This window comes from Bradyrhizobium yuanmingense, assembly GCF_900094575.1.
GTDB classification, from domain to species: domain Bacteria; phylum Pseudomonadota; class Alphaproteobacteria; order Rhizobiales; family Xanthobacteraceae; genus Bradyrhizobium; species Bradyrhizobium yuanmingense.
Genome location: NZ_FMAE01000006.1, coordinates 215,421 through 232,973 on the forward strand (window position 1 = coordinate 215,421; position 17,553 = coordinate 232,973).

Annotated in this window: 18 protein-coding genes and 1 tRNA gene; 1 reads left to right on the top strand and 18 read right to left on the bottom strand. The window is 65.0% G+C overall.

Features of this window, described 5'->3' with window-relative positions; genetic code table 11:
- Nucleotides 1-14 precede the first annotated feature (14 nt).
- From GA0061099_RS22375 to GA0061099_RS22420, 9 genes are all read right to left on the bottom strand, one after another.
- Entirely contained in the window at nucleotides 15-1,286 is a 1,272-nt protein-coding gene (locus GA0061099_RS22375; RefSeq protein WP_036027018.1) for a flavin monoamine oxidase family protein, read from the bottom strand.
- 9 nt (nucleotides 1,287-1,295) lie between these two features.
- Nucleotides 1,296-2,003, bottom strand: coding sequence for a RibD family protein (locus GA0061099_RS22380; protein WP_036027015.1), 708 nt, complete (start codon nucleotides 2,001-2,003; stop codon nucleotides 1,296-1,298).
- A 19-nt stretch (nucleotides 2,004-2,022) separates the two neighbouring features.
- On the bottom strand, nucleotides 2,023-2,685 hold the full coding sequence (locus GA0061099_RS22385; protein ID WP_036027012.1) for an FABP family protein: 663 nt from the start codon (nucleotides 2,683-2,685) through the stop codon (nucleotides 2,023-2,025).
- A gap of 190 nt (nucleotides 2,686-2,875) precedes the next feature.
- Complete coding sequence (locus GA0061099_RS22390) at nucleotides 2,876-3,124, bottom strand: hypothetical protein (protein WP_025032359.1); 249 nt, start codon at nucleotides 3,122-3,124, stop codon at nucleotides 2,876-2,878.
- A gap of 173 nt (nucleotides 3,125-3,297) precedes the next feature.
- Entirely contained in the window at nucleotides 3,298-5,865 is a 2,568-nt protein-coding gene (locus GA0061099_RS22395) for a bifunctional diguanylate cyclase/phosphodiesterase (RefSeq protein WP_141697655.1), read from the bottom strand.
- A 352-nt stretch (nucleotides 5,866-6,217) separates the two neighbouring features.
- Entirely contained in the window at nucleotides 6,218-6,997 is a 780-nt protein-coding gene (locus GA0061099_RS22400; RefSeq protein WP_244429357.1) for a DUF2182 domain-containing protein, read from the bottom strand.
- A gap of 60 nt (nucleotides 6,998-7,057) precedes the next feature.
- Nucleotides 7,058-7,690, bottom strand: a complete 633-nt coding sequence (locus GA0061099_RS22405; RefSeq protein WP_036014350.1) for a DUF1326 domain-containing protein — start codon at nucleotides 7,688-7,690, stop codon at nucleotides 7,058-7,060.
- A 484-nt stretch (nucleotides 7,691-8,174) separates the two neighbouring features.
- Nucleotides 8,175-8,999: an alpha/beta fold hydrolase gene (locus GA0061099_RS22415; RefSeq protein WP_050996003.1), complete on the bottom strand. Its 825-nt coding sequence runs from the start codon at nucleotides 8,997-8,999 to the stop codon at nucleotides 8,175-8,177.
- A gap of 62 nt (nucleotides 9,000-9,061) precedes the next feature.
- Complete coding sequence (locus GA0061099_RS22420) at nucleotides 9,062-10,081, bottom strand: alcohol dehydrogenase (RefSeq protein ID WP_036027006.1); 1,020 nt, start codon at nucleotides 10,079-10,081, stop codon at nucleotides 9,062-9,064.
- A 146-nt stretch (nucleotides 10,082-10,227) separates the two neighbouring features.
- Here GA0061099_RS22420 and GA0061099_RS22425 point away from each other — a divergent pair, with 146 nt between their 5' ends.
- Nucleotides 10,228-11,169, top strand: a complete 942-nt coding sequence (locus GA0061099_RS22425) for a GlxA family transcriptional regulator (protein WP_036027004.1) — start codon at nucleotides 10,228-10,230, stop codon at nucleotides 11,167-11,169.
- A gap of 108 nt (nucleotides 11,170-11,277) precedes the next feature.
- On the opposite strand, the gene GA0061099_RS22430 is transcribed toward GA0061099_RS22425, so the two are convergent.
- The 9 genes from GA0061099_RS22430 to GA0061099_RS22470 form a co-directional block, all read right to left on the bottom strand.
- Nucleotides 11,278-11,997, bottom strand: a complete 720-nt coding sequence (locus GA0061099_RS22430; RefSeq protein ID WP_036027003.1) for a hypothetical protein — start codon at nucleotides 11,995-11,997, stop codon at nucleotides 11,278-11,280.
- A gap of 239 nt (nucleotides 11,998-12,236) precedes the next feature.
- Nucleotides 12,237-12,312, bottom strand: a tRNA-Phe gene (locus GA0061099_RS22435).
- Nucleotides 12,313-12,498: 186 nt separating this feature from the next.
- Nucleotides 12,499-12,681 carry a DNA gyrase inhibitor YacG gene (yacG, locus tag GA0061099_RS22440; protein ID WP_036027000.1) on the bottom strand — a complete coding sequence of 61 codons (183 nt, stop codon included), beginning with the start codon at nucleotides 12,679-12,681 and terminating at the stop codon, nucleotides 12,499-12,501.
- Nucleotides 12,682-12,847: 166 nt separating this feature from the next.
- The gene (locus GA0061099_RS22445; protein ID WP_074448049.1) at nucleotides 12,848-13,477 is read right to left on the bottom strand and encodes a Maf-like protein; all 630 of its coding nucleotides are present in this window, start codon (nucleotides 13,475-13,477) and stop codon (nucleotides 12,848-12,850) included.
- A gap of 154 nt (nucleotides 13,478-13,631) precedes the next feature.
- Complete coding sequence (locus GA0061099_RS22450; RefSeq protein WP_036026992.1) at nucleotides 13,632-14,099, bottom strand: arsenate-mycothiol transferase ArsC; 468 nt, start codon at nucleotides 14,097-14,099, stop codon at nucleotides 13,632-13,634.
- A gap of 5 nt (nucleotides 14,100-14,104) precedes the next feature.
- Nucleotides 14,105-14,602 (bottom strand): UPF0262 family protein, encoded by a 498-nt coding sequence (locus tag GA0061099_RS22455; protein ID WP_025032375.1) that lies wholly within the window; start codon nucleotides 14,600-14,602, stop codon nucleotides 14,105-14,107.
- Nucleotides 14,599-15,894 (bottom strand): histidinol dehydrogenase, encoded by a 1,296-nt coding sequence (hisD, locus tag GA0061099_RS22460; RefSeq protein ID WP_036026990.1) that lies wholly within the window; start codon nucleotides 15,892-15,894, stop codon nucleotides 14,599-14,601. The genes GA0061099_RS22455 and hisD overlap by 4 nt, the downstream gene beginning before the upstream one ends.
- A 139-nt stretch (nucleotides 15,895-16,033) precedes the next feature.
- Nucleotides 16,034-16,477, bottom strand: coding sequence for a DUF2948 family protein (locus GA0061099_RS22465; RefSeq protein ID WP_036026988.1), 444 nt, complete (start codon nucleotides 16,475-16,477; stop codon nucleotides 16,034-16,036).
- A 141-nt stretch (nucleotides 16,478-16,618) separates the two neighbouring features.
- On the bottom strand, nucleotides 16,619-17,443 hold the full coding sequence (locus GA0061099_RS22470) for an alpha/beta fold hydrolase (protein ID WP_036026985.1): 825 nt from the start codon (nucleotides 17,441-17,443) through the stop codon (nucleotides 16,619-16,621).
- Between the last annotated feature and the right edge of the window lie 110 nt (nucleotides 17,444-17,553).

Sequence of the window (17,553 nt, forward strand, 5' to 3'; positions counted from 1 at the left end):
ATGCGGGCCTCTTTTCATTGTCCCCGAAGGATCATGTCCGCCGTCTCCAGGCCGCTCGCCAGTGCCGCCTCGACCGTGCCCATGTCGCGGCCGCGATAGAGCGCTTCACCGGAAAACAGCACCAAGCCGTCGCCGCGCGCGAGGATCGCCTGTGCCGCGCGCGTGCGCGGCGTCGCCCACGAATAGGCGCCGCGCGCGAACGGATCATGCGCCCAGTTAGTCGCGGCGGACGCCACCAGCTCGCGCACGATGTGATCGCGCGGCAGGCCGAAGATTGCGGCGAGCGAGCCGAGCCCGGCATCGATCAATGCTCGCGCGTCGAGGCTTTCCAGCTCGGCCGTGCGGGGGCCACCGAACCAGCCCGTCAGCACGGGATGCTGGTCCGGATAGCGCGTCCACCAGACCGGGATCGCCTCATCCGACAGCAGGAAGGTCATGTCCGCAAGGTCTTCCTTGCGCTCGCGCCACCATGGCCGCGCGAAGCGCAGCAGGATCTTGATGACGTTGCCAAAGCCGATGTCGTCGACAGCAGCCAGCTTGGCACGCGCGCCTGCCGGTAGCGCGATCTCGCGCAGCAGCGGCAGCGGCACGGTGAGGATCATGCGGTCGCAGGCGTGCACGTCGCCGCCGGCGCAGCGAACGATCACCGCGCCGCCCTCCTCCGCAATCGCCGACACAACGCTGCCGAGGCGGATGGTGACGCCCTGCCTGCGGCAGTCGGCCGCCAGGAAATCGATCATCGCGCCGTAGCCGCCTTCGATGCGCGCCTGCGGAGCGTGCCCGCCGTCCATCCATTCCGCGCGCAGCGCCAGCGTGGAGGCGCGTTCGGGATCGGCCGCGTCATAGCCTTCGACCATCCGCTCGATCGAATGGCGCAGCGGCGCGTAATTGTCGCCTGCAAAATGCCGGCGCAGGAAGTCGGCGACCGTGAGGTCGTCCTTCAAGTCCGCCAGCTTGGCCTGAAGCTCCGCTTCATGGGGATCGTCGCGCTCGCGCGTGAGCTTCGTCCCGTCAAAGCGCCACTGCTCGCCTTCCATCTCCTGAAGCGACAGGCCGGCTTCGCGCAGCAATGCGCGTGTGACCGGCGCCTCGCCATGGACGAACTCGGCGCCGCCGTCGGCGGCATAGCCGAACTGCGAGGCCGGCAGCGGATGAATGCGGCCGCCGCAGCGCTGGCGCGCCTCCAGGATCGTCACCTTGCTGCCGGCACGCGCCAGCTCGCGCGCCGCCATCAGGCCGGCCGCGCCGGCGCCGACGATGACGATGTGCTCGGACGGATCGGACATGGCCGCGCCTTACCGGCTCACGGCTTGCGGGTCGTTCTGGATCAGATAGCGCAGCAGCAGGACGCCGCCGCCGAGCTCGCGCGTGCTCTCCAGCGTCATCGCGGCGATCGGCGCGCGCCGGTCGCTGTCCGCCTCGGTGGAATCGAACACGAACGGGGCGCCCTTTGCGCCGTCGATCGCAGGGCTGAGGATCAGGTTGAATTCGTCGATGAGGCCGGCGCGCAGGAACGCGCCGTTGGCAACGCCGCCGCCCTCGACCAGCAGGCGCTTCACGCCGAGCTCGCGGCTGAGAATGTCCAGCGTCAGTGCGAGGTCGATCTCGGATTTGCCGGCAAAGATGTAGGACACGCCCTCGCTGCGGAGGCCAGCGAGATGCGAATCCGGGACGTTCTCGGTCAGCACGACGACGATCGGATCGCCGCCGATCTCCGCGCGCCCCCAGCCGATCTTGCCCTCTGCATCGAGCACGACGCCATAGGTCTTCGCGTCGCGCCGGGCGAACCAGTTTTCGCGCGGAAATTTCGCGTCTGTCGAGGGATAGGGCCTGCCCTTGGCGAACTCCGAACCCGTGACGCGGCCGATCACCCAAGCATCGCCGCCGAGCTCATCGTGGATCTTCTCGAACCAGTCCGTGCCCGCGCCCTTCGGACGCCAGCGGCTGGGATGCGTGCGCCCGTCGAGGCTGGAGTGCATCAGGCAGATGACATACGGTTTCATGCAATCCTCAGGGCAGCGCTCAGGCCGCGGGTCCACCGCGCGCGGCACGATCGTTCACGATCGCCGCCAGCGGGTTGAGCTTGGGTGGCGCTATGAGCTGGAGCGTGTTGGTGTCGTGGTGATTGAACGGCGCGCCGCGCACGAACAACTCGGTCTGAATCAGATAGGTCCAGCTGCCGTCCTCGTTGAAGGTGATGTCGCAGCGATAAGCATCGGTGCGAAAGGCCTGCTCCAGAAAATCGGTCGAGCAGATCCCGTAGGCGGTGTCGCCGCGCTTGGCAGTGACCGAGATCGTCTTGTCGTCGGGCCCGGCCTTGCCCGAGGCCAGCAGCACCTGCCCGCGCGGGATCGCCAGGGTCTGCATGATCAGCCCGGTCGCCGGCTCCCACAGCCAGTAGCCGACCTGGTCGTGGAAGGTAATGTCTTCCTCGGGCGTGTTGATGTGGATGTGGTACCGCAGCCCGTACAGCAGCTGCGGCCCGTTGGCCTGCGGATCGATCGGATCCATGCGGATGTGCTCGATGAAGGTCCGCCGCTCCGGCCCTTCGGCCTTCGGATTGATGTCGATGCCCTTGTCCGCCTGCCAGGTGCCGGCAAGACGCCGAAGCGGGCCGAGATTGGTCAGGCCGTCGGGCGAGACGTCCTCGGGTTCGGTGAAGATATCGGCGGGAATGGGGAGCATGGCGGCCTCGCGGGGGTGCAGAGACCAGCCATAACACGGGCAGGCGGCGGCCTGAATTCAACTGTTAGCGGCACAGCGTCGGAGGCATTCGAGCCATGCGAGGATGCGCATTGCATCCCGCGCCCGCCTCTGGCGCTGCAGCCGGGCCGGTTGACGAAGACGTCGAGGCTGGCGCGTCCCCGCGACCGCTTCAAGCCGCTTCCGACACCGATCTCGCACGCTGCTCGAGCACGCCGATCGTCGCGACCAGATTGTCGCGTCGGGCGCGAAGGTTGGCCGCGAGAAGCGGGTAGGTCGGCTGAACCGGGTCGAACACCCCGGCGCGCGCCTCTTCCTCGAGAATGTCGGTATTAATCAGCCGAACGCGCCACCATAAATCGGCGATCAACGCGTCGAGCCGGAGTTCGTCAGCAGCACCAGAACGGGACACTTCCTGCATCACTTGCCTCAACCTGAAACGGCCTCTCCACCGAGGCCCGGGCTTGGATCAGGACTGAGCAAGGGGAGTGCCAGGACGGGCGGGCGCAGCTTCCGAACCGGCAATTGAGGAACGCTCTTCGGCCCAAGGGGCTCTAGTGGCGGGGTATGATGAAAACGCCTGAGGCATTGACCTCACGCCACCCGCCGTTTCCGGCGCGCCGTGGGGGCTTGCCAGGAGAGGCTTGCAAGCGGCACGGGCTTGCTGAAGTGAAATCCCTGGCCGAGCGGGATGCCGAGTGATTGGAGCCGTCTGACCTGTTCGGAGGACTCGACCCCCTCGGCGACGATCGACAGCTTCAGCGTCTTTGCCAGCTGCACGATGGATTTCAGCACGGCGACGGTCTCGCAGCGATCGATCCTGTCGATGAAGGATTTGTCGATCTTGACCTTGTCGAAAGGAAACGCCGTCAAATAGGACAACGACGAGTATCCGACACCGAAATCGTCGAGGGCAATGGAGACGCCGAGCGCCTTGAGGCGCTGGAGCGTCCTGAGGTTCTCCTCGGTGTCGGCGAGAAAAACGCTCTCGGTGATCTCGAGCTCGAGCCGGGTCTGCGGAAGCCCGCTCTGCGTCAACGCAAAGGTCACGGTGTCGACGAGATTGGCGCTGGCAAATTGCAGGGCGGAGAGATTGACAGCGACCTTGATGTCGCCCGGCATGCTCATCGCATCGCGGCAGGCCCTGGCGAGCACCTGGTGGCCGAGCTCGACGATCAGTCCCCCCGCCTCGGCAACCGCAATGAACTCCGCCGGAGGGACGTAGCCCCTGGTGGCGTGATGCCAGCGCGCCAGGGCCTCGACCGATTTTACCCGACCAGTGCCGAGCTCGATCACAGGCTGATAAAACAGCTCTATCTCCTCACGCCAGATCGCTTCACGCAGCTCGATCTCGAGCACGTTGCGTTGATCCGCTTCCGCCTTGAGCTCCGGTGAATAGACGTGGAAGCAGTTTCTGCCGGCATTCTTTGACCTGTAGAGCGCAAGGTCGGCGTTGCGAAGGATCTCGTCGACCCGCGTGCCGTGCTCGGGCACGAGCGCAAGGCCAATGCTACAGCCGCTCACGACGGGGTGGCCATCGATGTGAAAGGGTTCGGCAATGGCCTCGACCAGCCGCGCGGCCAGGCTTTCAGCGCCGTCGCGCATCGCGGCCCCGCCGGGTGCGACGATGACGGCAAATTCATCGCCGCCGATTCGCGCCGCCGTATCGGCATCACGGATCTGCGCCTTGATCCGGTCGGCAACCTGCTTCAGCAACGCGTCGCCGCATTGGTGGCCGAGCGCATCATTGACCGACTTGAACTTGTCGAGATCGAGCAGGAGTACGGCGAACGCGGGCTCCGGCCGGCGCGGGCGGGCCAGCGCCTCGTCGATGCGCTCCTTGAACAGGTTGCGATTGGCAAGGCCGGTCAGGCTGTCGTAATGCGCGAGCCGCTCAATGCGGTCCGCCGACGCCTTGCGCTCGGTGATGTCCTCATGCGTGGCAACCCAGCCGCCGCCCTCGCGCCGGCCGTAAGAGATGTAGACGACCCGTCCGTCCGGAAACTGCACGGTGTTCGAGATCTGCTCCGACTGGGCGAGCCGGTTCTTCAAATCGACGAGGTACGCTTCGACGTCGAGCACGGCGGTCTGCTTCGCGAACACCTCCCGGAAGTCCATGCCGATCCGGATGTCTTCCGGCACGAGGTTGTAAAGTTCGAGCCATTGCCGGTTGAACGCGATCAGACGGTCGCGGCCATCGAACATGCTCAAGCCCTGGGGAAGGTTCCTGAGCGCATCCTCGAACTTGCTGGCAAGATCGCGCCGCTCACGGTGGGCGCGATCCAGCGCCTGCTGCCGCCGCCAATGGAATGTCGTCGCGGCGAGGATGATGAACGTGAGCAGCAGCGCGCCGCCGAGATAGACCTTCTGCCTGAAAGCGGAGCGGGAATAGATCTCCTGCTCCGAAATGCCGACGGTGAAGATGAGCGGAAATGCGCGCGACCTGCGCGCCGTGATCAGTCGGTCGCTGCGGTCCGGCCGGTTCTCGTTCCAATATTGCGCATGGAAGCCGTCGCCCAGTTCGCGCTCGACGCGGCTCGGCGCGCTTTGTCCCAGCACGGAGCCCTGGTCCACGCCCCGGGCGGCGAGCACGACGTAGCTCGCGTTCCTGAGCATCAGCGTTCCTCCGACGCCGAGCTTTGCAGTGTCGTAGAACCTGCCGACGACGTCGACGCTGATCGAGCCGACGACCACGCCGACCCGATTGCCGGCGAGGTCGAACAGCTTTCTCGCGAGCTGTATCGTCCACTTTTTGGACGCGCGGCCCAGCACCGGCTTCGCCACGTAAAGGCGATCGTCGACCTGAGACATGGTTTGAATGAAGTGTTCGCGATCACCGAGATAGAGCGGCGGACCGGAATAGCCCGCCGTCGTCTCGATCATGTATCCGTCCGATCCGATCAGAGCGAACTGGACCACATCGCCGGTGGCGATGCGGGCTTTGTCGGACCAGAACTTCAGGCGGAAGGCCCGCGGATCCTGAGCGTAAAGTGCCCGTACCACCAGCAACGACTGATCCACGCGCTCGAAGATGCGCTCGGTGTTCTCCTCGAACAATTCGGCGACGCTGTTGCCGTGCGACCGCGCCTGCTGCATCGCATCCATCCGCTCAGAGGCGGTGATTGCGAAATAGCCGATCCAGACTAGCGGCAGAAAGAACAATGCGATCTGCAGCGGACCATTCCGCAGGATCGCTCTTCCGGCTTTGCGGACTGCCCCTGCGGGAATCACGACGCGCACCCCCGCTTCGGCCGCCAGGGCAGAACTGCGTTCGCCCGCAGTATTGGCATCGCCTTGTCTCCGCCTCGACTGCACAGGGGCACCCGCGGCTCGAAGCCGGCGCGGTGCTGTTCATGGCGCAAAGCTAACTGAAACAGCCTTAAGCTTTTGTTGGGGCAAAGCTCAATTCTTCAGCTCAAAGCCTCCGTATCATCACGGAGGTCGGCTGGTATTGGGCGATCAGGCACATCGCCATGTCGCAAGCGGCACATTTTAACCGTCTTTGGACCGTTTTTCACATCGCGCGCGCAAGGACGATCGTGCCGGACAGGATGAGGAGCGCGCCTGCCGCATAACTCAACCGTTGGCCGAACGGCAGCAGCTTCTCGGCGGCGACATAGAGCGCGATGCCGATGATCCAGGCCAGGTTCATCACGCCGCCGACGAACAGCAATACCATCAGAAACCAGCAGCAGCCGACGCAGTAGCTGCCGTGGCGAAGTCCCATCCGGAATGCGCCGCGCGTGCCGGGCCGCCAATGCCGGCTGAGAAACAACAGCGGACTGTCGCAGTAACGGAGGCAGGCCTGTTTGAGCGGCGTGAACTGATAGAGCCCTGCCGCAATCAGCACGCCGCCGCCCAGAATCGCGCTGGTGCTTGCCATCGCCATCGACAGCAACCCGAAGCGTTCGAATGCTGCTTGCACCAGGACCGCAGCGAGACTGAACCCGGCCCACGTCACGAGATAACCGGCGAGAAAGATCCAGCTATCGATTGCGGCGCGGGAGGCAGTCTCCTGCCTTCGCTTGACCGTCGCATACAAGAGAACGGTGGGCACCGCACTCGGCGCCATCATCGCGACCATCATCACCCACCACATCACGAACAGCAGCGCGCCATAGAACGGCGTCCACGGCATCGACGCCATGTCCGGCATGTCGGCCATCATCTCGGTGTCCATGCCGGCGCCCGCAGCGAGATAGGCCCAGGCGAGCGCGACCACTGCGGCGGTCCCGATCGCGACGATCAGCCGGTCGCGGTGGAGCAAGTGTTCGAGTATCGAGCGCTCCTGCATCGACTTGTCCATGGCGACGAGGAGCTGACACCGAGATCTCGTGTCGGTGTCAGCGCCGCATCATGCCGCAACGCCCTTGGGCGTCTGCACGACATTGGCGAGCGAGCTATGCGTAGCGCGGGTCTCGAACCGGATCGCGCCGGTCGAGCGGATGTCGGCGGATGCGACCTCGGCCGCCCGATGTTCGAACCCTTCGGGCATGACCACCTGGATGCGGTGCGGATCACCGGTCACCGGATTCTTGATCGGCTCGACATCGGTCTCGAGCACGCCCTTGGCGACGAGTCTTGCGACGCGTCCGTCCTTGTCGAAGGAGAACTCGAACGGCACAAACACGGGATCATGGATCTTGGTGACGATCATGCTGACGATCTGGAACAGCGTGCCTTCGGCCGAATGCTTACCGGAGAAGATATCGAACAACGCCTGTCGCTGCTCCGCCGTGGCGCGTTCGTCGATGATGGGCTGGATTGTCCCGTTGCCCTCATGCAGCGGCCCGGGGAAATCGACCGTGATCGCAAAGCAGAGACCATCGAGCCTGGTCCCTTCGAAATGTCCCTTGGCGATCCGCATGGCGACCAATCCCTTGCAATAGCCTTGGGTCGGCCGTGCGTTGAAATCGCAGGGGCAGCCGAACGCACAGGTGCAGTTCTTCATCCATTCGCCTTCGAGACGCCAGTCCGATGCAGCCATGGCACATCTCCTGATGTGAGCGGGGACGCGGCAGCCGTTGGATTTGTTCAGCGTTCTTGTCGAAGCAATGCGAAAAGGCGCGAGCGGGATCGAGATCCGATCAGAAGGCCGGCATCGCAGAAATAGTCTGGTGGCGAGCTGCCGTTTACTGTCGGAGGATCATATCAGCGGCGGCCGGCTGCGTATAGCGGACGAGGGTCGTGGCTCGGGGGCAGCTACAGCTCGGGGGATGTCCGACGTCCGGGGCGTGGTGCGCAGGGGCGGGATGCGCTCTCCGACGCTCTTGTAATTGAAATATCGAGAGAATTTCTAGCAAGCAACAAGAACGTATTGGCATGAGTGAGCACGTCCGGCTTTCCCTTCGGATTCCAGAGGATGCCAAATTGGTGAAGCCGCGCCGTGAGGAACGAGAACTGCCGAAACCGATCGAGGCCGCCATGGGCTTCGATCGCCAGTTGCTGAAGATTGGCATCGATCTCTTCCCTCACTCGTCCAGGAAGGTTCGGCAATGGGCGACGAACCTCGCTGGATACTGGAACAGCGCGCCGTGGCCGGAGTCCGGATAGAGAACGAGCTGGGCGTTCTTCATAGCCTTGAACATGTTGTAGGCGTTGATGCTCGGAAACATCGTGTCGTCGCTGCCGTGCACGATGAGCGTAGGCTGCGCGATGGCGCCGAGCGTCGCTTCGCCTTCATGCTTCCTGGCGCACCAGCCAATGATTGCCTTCGCCTGCGCGTTGCTGACATCCTCGCCGCTGTCCGGATCACGATCCTCCTTGCGCATCGTTGCGCGGGCGACGAAAGCGCGGCCGGCGCGCTGACTTTCTTCGGAGGGTGTGAAGAACAGGGGCAACCGCACATCCGTCCCGCTTTGAGCGAAGGCTTCGTCGACTACGGCGAGCAGATGTTCCTCGCCCCCGCGCGGTGCAGCGCCGGCGATGATGAGCTTGCGGATCAAGCCGGGGTGCTGCACGGCAAGCACTTGGGTGAGCATGCCGCCGAGGGAGAAGCCGAGGAGGTCAACCTTTGGCAGATCAAGGCCTCGTATGAATGTCTCGGCATCCGAGGCCATCTGCTCCACCGTGTCGGGCGTCCGGCCGGTCGAGGTGCCTATGCCGAGATTGTTGAACGCAATGACGGGCCGCGTTTCAGCAAGGCTATTCACCACTGCCGGATCCCAGGCATCCATCGTCCCGGTGAAGTGCTGCAGCAGGATGAGCGGCGTCCCGGCCGTCGGGCCGAGCCGCCGGAAGGCGAAGCGCACATCGCCGACGTTCAAAGATTCTGTTCTAGCGGTTTCGAGCGACATGGTTGCTCCTTTGTGAGTTGCATTGCTTGATGCGGAGTCGATCCTGATGATTGGCGGCGCATCTACATGGTGAGGACGATGCGAAAGCGGGCTTCGCCCGCCATCATCTTGCGATACGCTTCGGGCGCGCGTTCTAGCGGCATCGTCTCGATCATGGCGGCAACGCCAGCGAGCGAGCTAAACCGCAAGGTGGCATCGGCGGTCGCTGGATCGCCGGTCAAGGCGCCTTCGATCGAACGCTCGCCGAACAGGAGGTCGGACGTCGCGATCTCCGCAGGTTCGGGAGATGCGCCGAGCGCGATGATCCGGCCGCGCGGCCGAAGCCCCTTCACCGCGTCTGCCACAGCTCTACCACCTGACGCGGTGATGACGACGAGCTGCGCGCCGCCGAGATCCTGCAGCGCGGAAGCAACCGCGACGCTCGAGCTGTCGACATAATGGTGGGCGCCAAGCTTTCCGGCGAGACCACCTTTGTCCGGTCCGCGCCCAATCGCCACGACCTCGAAGCCCATGCGCCGGGCGAACTGCACGGCGAGGTGCCCGAGGCCGCCAATGCCGATCACGGCGACCAGATCGCCGGCGCGAGCGGGAGAGTTGCGGAGCGCGCTGAAGGTCGTCAGTCCGGCGCAGAGCAGCGGAGCGGCGTCTTCCGAGGCGAGCCCATCGGGAATCGACACGAGGCCACTTGAGCGCGCGAGCATGTACTGCGCGTAGCCCCCGTCATGATGAACGCCGGTGAACTCCTGGTTCCGGCAATTGACGAGATCGCCGCCGCGGCACTCTGCACAGTGTCCGCAACTGCCTCCGAGGAAGCCGATGCCGACGCGCTGCCCGAGCGTCCAACCCTCGACGTTGCTGCCGACCGCGTCGATCACGCCTACAGCCTCGTGGCCCGGCACGCGCGGCCATTGGATCGGAAAAGCCCCTTCGACGGTCGCGGCGTCGGAGTGGCAGACACCGCAGGCCTCGACGCGAAGGCGGACCTGCCCGGGGCCGGGATCGACAAGCGGCTTTTGCGTCAGTTCGAGCTGTCCCGGCGCGACGGCCTGAACAGCGCTGTATGTCGTCGGATCGCTCGACATGAAAGCTCCAAGGTCTGAAAACCTGTCGGAGCGCTACCAGCGGCCTGCCCAAGCCGACAGGACGTAGATGCCATCATTCCGGCCATGCATGGCGAAACATCGCTGGAACGACCATCTAGGCGATTAGCAACCGTCGCGGAGAAAGCATGAAGATCGGCCTCGTCCTTTGCCCGAGTTTCCAACCCGTCTGCTTCGGAGCCGTCGCAGCGTTCGACGTGGCCAACAAGCAGGCCGGCGAGAAGGTCTATGACGTGCGCGTCCTCTCGGAGGAAGGAGGACTGGTCGCCTCGTCATCCGGCATGCAGGTCATGACGGACCCAATCGACGATGCTCGCTATGACACGCTGATCGTCGCCGCGGGCCTGGAGATACCGACCTCGTCGCCGGGATTGGTCCGGCTGCTTCGCGCTGCTGCTCGCGACGCGCGCCGCGTCGCCGCCATCTGCCTGAGCTCGTTCGTCCTGGGAGATGCGGGCTTGCTGAACGGCCGGCGCGCCACCACGCATTGGCGTTACGCGCAGGCGCTGCAGGACCGTTTCCCCAGCTGCGAGGTCGACATGGACAAGATCTTCATCGCGGACGGACCGATATGGACGTCAGCCGGCATGACCGCGGGAACGGACCTGGTCGTGGGCATGATCGAGCGCGACCACGGCTCCGATATTGCCCGTTCGGTCGCGAAGGGCATGGTCATGTACCATCGCCGCTCAGGCGGACAGTCCCAGCATTCCACTTTGCTGGACCTCGGCGCGAATGAAGATCGGGTCCAGCGCGTGCTGAACTACGCTCGTCAGAACCTTGCCGAAAACCTCACCGTTGACGAGCTTGCCGAGGCCGCGTGCCTCAGCCCCCGGCAGTTCACGCGGCTGTTTCGGGCGGAAACCGGCACCACGCCCGCAAAGGCGGTCGAAGCGTTGCGCGTCGAAGCCGCGAAGTTGATGCTGGAACAAAGCCGGTTGCCGATCGAGGTCATCGCTCGCGAGGTGGGATTCGCGAACCGGGAGCGGATGCGTCTGGCGTTTGCGCGCGTGCTTGGGGAGGTCCCCAGAGCCATCCGCAATGATGCCGGACCGCTGGCCGCACTATGATCGACGCGCGACCACGGCAATGCGTGTGAGAAGGCGGCCCATGTCGGATCAATCGTCAAAGGCCACCGGCTTCTCATGCCGTCGAGTTTGGATTCCAAAGGCTCATCGCTAGCTGAGACGGATGTTGGAGAGATCGATCGAAACGACGAGGGGCTCGGTGCTGAAGCTGCCGTCTGGCTGGCGGGAATAGATCCGGCGTTTCGTCGGGAATTTGATGCCCGAGACTTCCGTGTAGTCTTCGATGATATGCGCGCCGGGCGTGTTGCCGGAGATCTCGACGTTGTAGTCGTGGCGCTTCAGCAGCCCCTCACCGTCGAAATAGAGCGTCTGCACGGTGCTGTGCGTCGCGATCTCTGCCGGAAATCGCACCGCAAGGCGGCGCCAGTCTCCGCTGTCGGTCGGCCAGGGCTCCAGTTCCTCGGTCTCAAGTCTCGGCCAGGCAAGCAGGAACGGCATGTTCAGATAGGTCCACATCGCGCAGCCGGCGAAGTAGGCGAGTTGCAGTTCAGTCCACGGCGTTTGCAACTCATGGCCGGCAAAGCTCGCGCGCGGCTCAAGCAGCTCTTCGAGAACCGTTCCGTTGTCTGCTTCCAGAGCCACCCGGCTCGGCTCAAAGCGCGAGCGGCGATGGTCAGCGCCGAACGGAGCGTGTGACGCCCACTGCCTCTTCAGACCCACGGTGACGTTGGTCCGCTCGAGGGTGACTGCCTGTCCCTTCAAGGACCACAGGACGCCGCCCTGCACAAGATCGGCCGACACCTGCTCGAACTGCCGCCACCGATCGAGGCCTCCATGGGCTTCGATGGCTATATCCTTGAGTTGCTTCATGGTTGGGCTCCTGCGGAAGCCGCGCGGGATCGCGCAGCCTTTAGCGGGAGCCTAGGCGGTCGGCCAAGCCTGCCGAACGACTTAGATGCCTTGATTCCAGACGCCGCCGCGCGCCGGGTTTTCCAGATGCCTCTTGGCAAGCTCCAGGAAGAGAAAAGAAAAACGCGAGCGCGCTTCGCGCCGGTAATCTGGCAAGCGCTATCGTACGAGATCGTGCTTCAGTGTGGAAAAGCGTAGATTGGTGCCCAGGGGCGGAATCGAACCACCGACACTGCGATTTTCAGTCGCATGCTCTACCAACTGAGCTACCTGGGCGTGCTCCAAGAGAGGGGCCAAAGCCCATCGAGCGGGCGGTTTATAGTGGGCTCGGAGCGGCCTGTCCACCCGGCTTCGCGAAGTGGCTGCGCCGGGCGCGGCCCTTCTGTGCACAAGATCGGGCGGGGTTGCTGCGGCTGCTGCTCGGCGCTTCAGCGAGGCAATTAAAGCTTTGATACAGCTCGATTATTCGACGTCGTCGGTTTCGTCGTCGCGGCCGGGGATGACGTAGGAGCCCTTCAGCCAGCGGTTCAGGTCGACGTCGCGACAGCGCGAGGAGCAGAACGGACGGGTGGCCTGCGTCTGCGGCTTGCCGCAGATCGGGCAGGTTTTGAGCGGGCCGGTGGGCTTGTTGACCTGGTCGTCCATGGATGTCGGCAGCTTACACGGGGTGACGGGGTTCAAGAGCCTGCCCGGAAACGGGTTCCCGGTGCAGCTGCGCATGCGCCGCTGGTCGGACCCGGCGGGGCCATTCTACTGTGCATGGGGTTGTTTTCGAGGTTTTTGTCGGCGCGGCCCTTGGGCTCACTTGGGCTCACACCGCGATGGTATTGAGCCAGCCGAAGCGGATCGGAAAGCCCTCGCCGCCGAGCAGCGTCGTGGTCTCGTACAGCGGCAGGCCGACGACGTTGGTGTAGGACCCCACCATCTTGACCACGAAGGATCCGGCGATGCCCTGCACGGCGTAGCCGCCGGCTTTGCCGCGCCATTCGCCGGAGCCGATATAGGCCTGGATGTCGTCCTCGGACAGGCGCTTGAAGCGCACGCGCGTCTCGACCAGACGCTGGCGGAAAGCCTCGCGCGGCGTGACCAGGCAGATCGCGGTGTAGACGCGGTGGTTGCGGCCCGACAGCAGCCGCAGGCACTGCGCGGCCTCGTCGACCAGATTGGCCTTGGGCAGGATGCGGCGGCCGACCGCCACCACCGTGTCGGCGGCGAGGATGAAGGCGCCGCGCAACTCGTCGTCGAGCTGCACCGACTTCAGCGCAGCGTCGGCCTTGGCCCTCGCCAGCCGGTTGGCGCAGGCGCGCGGCAGCTCGCCCCGCCTCGGCGTCTCGTCGACGTCGGCCGGCCGGAGCGCATCCGGCTCGATGCCGGCCTGGTTGAGCAGCGACAGCCGACGCGGCGAGCCGGAGGCAAGTACGAATTTGGGGCGGCCAAGCATCAGGTGATTTGGAAGATGAGGCAGGGGTGAATTGCGCGCGGAACCTATCGGAAGGGGGCCGGTTTCACAACCCGGGAACCGGAGTTTGGTGATTCGAGGTATCCGCCACGGCTGTGCCTGCTCTCTGTGACGCGGGTGTTACGGCGGGCTGATGCTACCCGCTCGCCGCGCCGACCTTGGCGAAGCGCCGCCGGATGCGCATCAGGAGCTGATCGCAGACCTCGCGATAGGCAGCCAGCTTCTGGTCGCGGCTGCCTTCGATGGTGGTGGGATCCTGCGTCGGCCAGTATTCGACCTCGGCCGCGAGCGTTCGCGTCAGCTCCAGCGCCTTGTGATGCGCCTCGGGCGAGAGCGTGATGATGAGGTCGAAATTCAGTCCCTCCCAATCCTCCAGCTCCTCGAAGGTCTGCGGCTTGTGGCCGGAGATGTCCTGGCCGAGCTCGCCCATCACGGCCACGGCGAAGGGATCGAGCTCGCCCTTCTTGGTGCCGGCCGACTTCACATAGAGCCCTTGCGGAAACATGTGCTGCAACAGGCTCGCGGCCATCGGCGAGCGCACGCTGTTCATCGCACAGGCGAACAGCACCGACTGAGGATCGCGTGCGCGTGGCGGATCCGCCATCGCGCTCAGCCCTTCCAGTGCAGGACTGTAATGAGCGTGAACAGCCGGCGCGAGGTCTCGAAGTCGACCCGCACCTTGCCTTTCAGCCGCTCCTGGAGCGTGCGCGATCCCTCGTCGTGGATGCCGCGGCGGCCCATGTCGATGGCCTCGATCTTGTCGGGAGTCGCGGTGCGGATCGCCTGGTAATAGCTGTCGCAGATCATGAAATAGTCTTTCACGATCCGCCGGAACGGCGTCAGCGACAACAGATGCGCGACCACGGGCGTGCCGTCCTCGCGGCGGATGTCGAACATCAGCCGGTTGCCGGTGATGCCGATATGCAGCGTGAACGGGCCCTTGCCGTCCGCGCCCTCGGGCGCAAACAGGTTCTGCTCGATCAGATCGTAGATCGCGATCGCCCGCTCGTGCTCGATGTCGGGCCCGGAACGGCCAATCGATTCCTCGTCGAGCGTGACGCCGACGATGCGATTAGTTGAGTCGTCCTGTGCGGGCGGCTTTGTCATGACAGATTGAGGCGCAATCCAATCGAGCGGGAATGGGCGTCCAGCCCCTCCGCCTTGCCGAGCGTCATCGCGGCAGGTCCCAGCGCACGCAATTGGTCGGGCCCGCATTTCAGGATCGAGGTGCGCTTCATGAAGTCGTGCACCGAGAGGCCGGAGGAAAACCGCGCCGAGCGCGCCGTCGGCAGCACGTGATTGGAGCCGCCGACGTAATCGCCGATCGCTTCGGGCGTGTGCGGCCCGAGGAACACCGCGCCGGCATTGCGGATCTTCGCCGCGAGCGCGTCGGGATCGACGGTCATGATCTCGAGATGCTCGGCCGCGATGGCGTCCGCGAGCGGGATGGCCTCGCCCAGGTTCTTCACCATGATGACGGCGCCGAAATCGGCCCAGGACGCGCTGGCGATCGCGGCGCGTGGCAGCGTCTTCAGCTGCGCCTCGACCGCCTTTTCGACGTCGGCGGCAAGGCGCGCCGAGTCCGTGATCAGGATCGACTGCGCGCTGGAATCGTGCTCGGCCTGCGCCAAGAGGTCAGCGGCGATCCAATCGGCGTTGCCGGTGTCGTCGGCAATGACGAGCACCTCCGAGGGGCCGGCGATCATGTCGATGCCGACCTTGCCGAACACCAGCCGTTTCGCGGCAGCGACATAGGCATTGCCCGGGCCGACAATCTTGGCGACCGGCGCGATGGTCGCGGTGCCATGCGCCAGCGCGGCCACCGCCTGCGCACCGCCGACACGGTAGATCTCGGTGACGCCGCCGAGATGGGCGGCCGCCAGGACCAGCGGATTGAGCTTGCCGTCCGGCGAGGGCACCACCATCACGAGGCGCGACACGCCGGCGACTTTCGCCGGCACGGCATTCATCAGCACCGAGGACGGATAGGCCGCCGTGCCGCCGGGGACGTAGAGGCCGGCGGATTCGATCGCGGTGTAGCGCCAACCAAGCTCGACGCCGAGCGGGTCGGTGAAGCGCTCGTCTTTCGGCAGTTGACGGCGGTGATAGGTCTCGATGCGGTCGCGCGCGAGCTTGAGTGCATCCAGCGTCGCAGGCTCGCAGGCCTTCACGGCGGCCTCGATCTCGGCGGCGGAGACGCGCAAGGAGGATGCGTCCAGCTTCAGGCGGTCGAACTTGGCCGTCGCCTCGAGCAGGGCGGCATCGCCACGCTTGGCCACGTCGTCGACGATCGCGCGCGCGGCGGCCTCGACATCGGCCGAAGCCTCGCGCTTGGCGGCGAGGAAGGCTGCGAATCGCTGGTCGAAATCGGCGCTGCTGCGGTCGAGGCGAACGGGCATGTTTCGCTTGGCTTCCGGCTGGTCTTGAGGGGCGGATCGGCGCACCAGGTCCCCTGCTCAATGGCGCGGCGGGGAAGCTGCGTCAACCCTCGGCAGATGCCATCCCAGCCAGGGCCCATTCGGCTGGTATACGGCCTCTTCAGCCCTCCCCCTGGACTCCAGTGCCCAGCGTGTCGGCCCCGAGGTCGGTCAGCTCGCATTCCAGACACTCGACGTCCAGGCGGATGGCGCCGCCCTGGGCGAACAAAAGCAGGGCGCTGCCGCCGGGCTCCTCGGCGCGGCCGTCCCGGGGGTGAAATTCAATGCCGACGAGATTCAGGATCTTGTCCGGCGCGGCGAGGTCAATGTTGCGCGACTTGCAGGCGAGCACACGGTCGAAACGGAGCGCTGCGACCAGCCGGCGCGGCTCGGTCTCGCCCTCCAAGGTCTGCTCCCAGTCCAGCCGGCTCATTCCGACCACAAGCCGTTTCTCGCCCTGCCGCCAAATGATATCGGAAGCCTGGACGCGGGCGTCCTGGACATGGGTCGAGATCACGGCGAGGTCGTCGGCGTCGAGAGCGATCAGTTTGAGCTGGGGCGACATCGCCGCGCCTCTCCTTGAGTGGACGGGCTCAACGCGCACGAGCCCCGAAATTTCCACACACAAGTTAAGCCCTCGTCCGGCTCGCCGCTACGCGGCGAGCCACCCATTCCCACAACAAGGGAGGGTGAGAGTCGTGAAACCTCACTCCCTGAAGAACGCCAGGAGATCCGCGTTGATCGTCTCGGCATGCGTGGTCGGCATGCCGTGGGGGAATCCCTTATAGGTCTTCAGGACGCCTTTCTTGAGCAGCTTGGCCGAGAGCGGCGCCGAGTCCGCGTATGGCACGATCTGGTCGTCGTCGCCATGCATCACCAGAACCGGCACGTTGATCTTCTTCAGATCCTCAGTGAAATCGGTTTGCGAGAACGCGACGATGCCGTCGTAATGCGCTTTCGCGCCACCCATCATGCCCTGGCGCCACCAGTTCTCGATCACCGCTTCCAGCGGTTTTGCGCCGGGGCGGTTGTAGCCGTAGAACGGGCCGGCGGCGATGTCGCGGTAGAAGGCCGAGCGGCCGGCGGCAAGCTGGGCCTGGAAATCGTCGAACACGCTCTTCGGCAGGCCGCCGGGATTGGCTGCGGTCTGCACCATCAGCGGCGGCACCGCCGAGAGGATCGCGGCCTTCGCGACGCGACTCTCGCCGTGACGGGCGATGTAGTGCACGACCTCGCCGCCGCCGGTGGAATGGCCGACATGGAGGGCGTTCTTGAGGTCGAGATGCGCGGTGAGCGCGGCGAGATCGTCGGCATAATGATCCATGTCGTGGCCGTCGGCGACCTGCGCCGAGCGGCCGTGGCCGCGGCGGTCATGGGCGATGACGCGATAGCCGCGCGTGACGAAGTACATCATCTGCGCGTCCCAATCGTCCGAGGACAGCGGCCAGCCATGGCTGAACACGATCGGCTGGCCCGAGCCCCAGTCCTTGTAGAAGATCTCGACGCCGTCTTTGGTGGTGATGGTGGGCATGGTGGGGCTCCTTTCAATGAGAGACGTCATTCCGGGACGCGCGTCAGCGCGAACCCGGAATCTGGAGATTGATAAATCGGGATTCTCTGGTGCGCGATTGCGCACCAGAG